This window comes from Mesorhizobium sp. M2A.F.Ca.ET.042.01.1.1 (genome assembly GCF_003997405.1).
GTDB lineage: Bacteria > Pseudomonadota > Alphaproteobacteria > Rhizobiales > Rhizobiaceae > Mesorhizobium.
This window is the reverse complement of sequence record NZ_RZRX01000376.1, coordinates 1-4,222: the sequence shown is the minus strand read 5'-3', so window position 1 is coordinate 4,222 and position 4,222 is coordinate 1. Positions and strand designations below refer to the sequence as shown.

Sequence of the window (4,222 nt, the reverse complement as noted above, 5' to 3'; positions counted from 1 at the left end):
GTAACGGGGCTTCCCAACAGATTGGTTCGCAATTTTCTGTTTCTGCAAATCGGCTTAAATTTATCTAAATTTAGCGGATTTTGCCAGCTGCACTGATCTGACGCCGGATCATCTGAAGATCATCTTACGATTAATTTCGCATGATTTGTGATTATCATCACAGATTAAATTCCGACGCCATGCCAAATCACACATCGTGGTTATTCCACTGTTGATCTTTATTCAGAAACGGAGGAAGGCATGGCTCGTTCGATTAGAGTACTGTATCGGGGAATGAAAGGCACAATTCGTCAGAACTTCAATTGGGACCCGATCAACTTAGACTCTGCGGTGATCATAACAGCAGCGGAATTTATACCTGCCTTGGGTGGCTTTGGTGGCGGACCGAAGACGCTTGGGCGCCCAAATCTTGGCTCCGCTAATGTTTATGTGACCAATGTTGGCCCCCACGGCGTGGCCGGCGGGGAAGCAGGAGGCGTTGAATTCCTTCTTCATGTCGACTGGGATAGTCCGTTGGATATCGTCGCAACCATCACCGTTCTGGATGACATCGAGGAATTCTTCCAGGCGTAGCGGACATCTTCCGTGGGCTAGAGCGTTTCACCGTTTCACGGAAACGGTGAAACGCTCCAGCTCTTTGTTTTTACGCAATTCCGGACGGAAAACCGCTCACACCTTTCCTGGAATTGCTCTAGTGCGGCATTGGCACTTACGGATTGATCGCGATCGCCGGTTGGGCAGCAATCGTCATGAGAGCTGTCTGACGGGCGATCGTTGCAGGTCTTCAGCCGTAGCGACTCAATCCGCCGCGAAGGCGGAACAAAAGGACAAATACCATAGGAAAATTTGGTGGGTGTGCACAGGATCGAACTGTGGACCCGCTGATTAAGAGTCAGCTGCTCTACCAACTGAGCTACACACCCACACCGCCGGGAAAACCAGCGTCGGCGGCGCATATAGCCGCCGCTTTCGGGGATGTCTAGCCCTGCCGGATCATTTCCCGACAAATCGCTGAATTGCCGCACCCGTCACACAAACAGCCTGCCTTCCGCCACCTTGACGGCATGGCCGCCGACGCGCGCGGAGGCCAGTTTTCCGCCGTCGACATTGAGCTCGAGGCGGATGCGCGAGGGCCGGCCCATTTCCAGGCCCTGCTCGATCCAGAGCTGCGAGACGCCGTCGGTCGGGATGTCGAAATACATGATGGCGCCGGCAAAGGCCGCGGCAGCCGAACCGGTCGCGGGATCTTCGTAGGACGGCGTGCCGGGCACGATCATGCGAACATGAAACGCGCTGTCATGATGCACCGTCTCTCGGCAATAGACATATGGACTGGCGAAAGCCCATTCGCTCTTGCGGGGCGCCAATTCCGACCATGCCTGGTTGTCGAGCCTGATCTTGGCCGCCTCCTCCAATCCGGCAACGGGAATGGTCACGTAAGGCACGCCGGCCGACCAGAAGGCGACGCGGTGATTCTCGAAGCCTATCTCGTGCGGGCCAAGGCCGAGCGCGGCGCCGATCGCTTCCGGATCGGCCTTGAGCTCCAACGGTTCCGGCAGTTTCGCCAGGTCGAACTCGGCGAATGTCGAGCCGTCATGCTTGCTCACCGCGCAACGCACCGGCCCGATATTCTCCTCCAGCACGAAAATGCCGGCCTCCTCCTCGGCGAGTTCCGCCAGCGCGATCGCCGAGCCGACTGTCGGATGGCCCGCGAAAGGCATTTCATAGTCGGGCGTGAAGATGCGAATACGGTTGCGGTGCATCGGATTGTCTGGAGGCAGCACGAACACCGTCTCGGACAGGTTGAATTCGCGCGCGATCGCCTGCATGCCGGCAGTGTCAAGCCCATCGCTGTCGAGCACCACCGCAAGCGGATTTCCGGCCAGCCTTTCGGTGGTAAACACATCGTAAAGCAAGTAATTGCGCGTCATGGAGAAAACCTTTCGCCTCGCCCCGAATTTCTGCCCCAATCCCAACATGAGGGAAATTTAATTTGAAATTCGAACCTTAAAGCCTGATCTGTGCACGGACAGGGACATCGATTTCCAGCATAGGGGTCCGGGGTGGACCAGGTTGTCAATCCGCCAAAGGCGGAATCCGGTACTTCCATAGAGGCCGCGCTCGGCCTCGACCGCAAGGGCGTAAGCCGCAAGCGTCGCCGCCTCTGGCTTTACGCCCTGCTGGCGATAGCGGTCGCAGCGGTCGGCGTTGCCCTTTATCAATGGTACGCCGCGGCGCCCCCCAGGATTGAATACACCACCGTGCCGGCGGCGACCGCGGACCTCACTGTCGAAGTATCCGCCACCGGCACGCTGCAGCCGCTGACCCAGGTCGACATCTCCAGCGAGCTTTCCGGCATCGTCCGCTCGGTTGCGGTCAACGAAAACCAGCAGGTCAAGAAGGGCGACGTGCTGGCGACGCTCGATACCGCGAAGCTCGAAGTCCAGATCGAGCGCGCCACCGCCTCCGCCAAGGCGGCGGCAGCCGCCGTCGAGGACGCCAAGGTGACCCTGCAGGAGAACGAGAACGCGGTCGTGCGCGCCAGCGCGCTGACCAAGCGCGGCATGGCGACGGACCAGTCGCTCGAAGCGGCAAACGCGACGCGCGACCGCTCGAAGGCAGCGCTGGACAGCGCCGAGGCCAATCTCGCCATCGCCCAGGCCGACCTCAAGGCGCAGCAGACAGACCTGGCCAAGAGCACCATCTATGCGCCGATCGACGGCATCGTGCTCACACGCTCGGTCGATCCCGGCCAGACGGTCGCGTCCTCGCTGCAGGCGCCGGTGCTGTTCGTCATCGCCGCCGACCTTCGCAACATGGAATTGCGGGCGGCGGTCGACGAGGCCGACATCGGCCAGGTCAAACCTGGCCAGCACGCCCGCTTCACCGTCGATGCCTTCCCGGACCGCCCGTTCGATGCCGAGATCCGCGACATCTCCTACGCCTCGGTCACCACCGACGGCGTCGTGACCTACAATGCGCGCCTCGAGGTCGACAATGGCGAGCTTCTGCTCAGGCCCGGCATGACGGCCACGGTCTCAGTCGTCACAAGGCAGGCCAAGGGCGTGCTTACCGTTCCCTCGACGGCCTTCCGCTATCGCCCGATGCAGCAGCAGGCCCGCGGCTGGAGCCTGAGCGATCTCTTCACCGGCCGCATGGGCCGCCCCAATAGGCAGCGCGAGCCGACCAAGGCGCCGACCGACGGCTCGCGCACGCTCTATGTGCTGGAGAACGGCCGGCCGCATCCGGTCAACGTCAGGATCGGCTCGACCGATGGCGAGCTGACCGAGATCACCTCCGGCCTCGATGAGGGCGCGCAAGTCATCACCGGCGCGCAGCAGCGGAGCTGACGACATGTCGGCTCCCCTGCTCATCACCTTCGACAAGGTCTGGAAGAGCTATGGCGAGGGCGAGGCCCGCGTGCATGCGCTGGCCGGCGTCGATCTCGCCATCCGGCGCGGCGAATTCGTCGCCATCATGGGACCCTCCGGCTCGGGCAAGTCGACGGCGATGAACATCATTGGCTGCCTCGACACGCCGACGGCTGGAACCTACTCCTTCATGGGCATCGACGCAGGCCGGCTCGACCGCAACCGCCGCGCGCTTTTGCGCAACCTTTATGTCGGCTTCGTCTTCCAAGGCTACAATCTGTTGCCGCGCACCACCGCGGCGGAAAATGTCGAGCTGCCGCTGATCTATCGCGGCGTTGGAGCGCGCGAGCGCCGGGACCTCGCCATGCAGGCGCTGGCCGAGGTCGGGCTTGTCGGGCGCGAGCACCACACGCCGGCCGAGCTGTCGGGCGGCCAGCAGCAGCGCGTGGCGATCGCCCGCGCCATCGTCACCAGGCCGACATTGCTTGTTGCCGACGAGCCGACGGGCAATCTCGACACCGCGCGCACGCATGAGATCATGGAGCTGCTGACCAGGCTCAACGCCGAGCTCGGGCTCTCCATCGTCATGGTCACGCACGAGGCCGACGTCGCGGACTATGCTGGCCGCACCATCCGCTTCCTCGACGGCCATGTCGCCTCCGATACCTTGAAGGCGGAGGAAGCGGCATGATCTGGGAGACCGTCCGCCTTTCGCTGCGTTCGATCCGCCGCAACGTGCTGCGCTCTTTCCTGACGCTGCTTGGCATCGTCATCGGCGTCGCCGCCGTCATCGCCATGCTCACCATCGGCTCCGGCACCACGGAGAAGGTCAAGGCCGATATCTCCAAGCT

Annotated in this window: 5 protein-coding genes and 1 tRNA gene; 4 read left to right on the top strand and 2 right to left on the bottom strand. The window is 61.9% G+C overall.

Features of this window, described 5'->3' with window-relative positions:
• The first annotated feature begins 240 nt into the window (after window positions 1-240).
• On the top strand, window positions 241-573 hold the full coding sequence (locus EOA23_RS32085) for a hypothetical protein (protein WP_127307035.1): 333 nt from the start codon (window positions 241-243) through the stop codon (window positions 571-573).
• Window positions 574-847: 274 nt separating this feature from the next.
• Here the strand turns inward: EOA23_RS32085 and EOA23_RS32080 are convergent.
• Both EOA23_RS32080 and EOA23_RS32075 read right to left on the bottom strand, forming a co-directional pair.
• Window positions 848-923, bottom strand: a tRNA-Lys gene (locus EOA23_RS32080).
• Between the two features lie 105 nt (window positions 924-1,028).
• Window positions 1,029-1,931 (bottom strand): PhzF family phenazine biosynthesis protein, encoded by a 903-nt coding sequence (locus EOA23_RS32075; RefSeq protein ID WP_126060190.1) that lies wholly within the window; start codon window positions 1,929-1,931, stop codon window positions 1,029-1,031.
• A 132-nt stretch (window positions 1,932-2,063) separates the two neighbouring features.
• Between EOA23_RS32075 and EOA23_RS32070 the strand changes: the two genes are divergently transcribed.
• The 3 genes from EOA23_RS32070 to EOA23_RS32060 form a co-directional block, all read left to right on the top strand.
• A complete protein-coding gene (locus EOA23_RS32070) occupies window positions 2,064-3,350 on the top strand; it encodes an efflux RND transporter periplasmic adaptor subunit (protein ID WP_127307034.1) in 1,287 nt (428 codons plus the stop codon).
• Between the two features lie 4 nt (window positions 3,351-3,354).
• Entirely contained in the window at window positions 3,355-4,062 is a 708-nt protein-coding gene (locus EOA23_RS32065; RefSeq protein WP_126060188.1) for an ABC transporter ATP-binding protein, read from the top strand.
• A partial coding sequence (locus EOA23_RS32060; protein ID WP_145966548.1) for an ABC transporter permease occupies window positions 4,059-4,222 on the top strand: 164 nt, incomplete at its 3' end. The genes EOA23_RS32065 and EOA23_RS32060, both read left to right, overlap by 4 nt.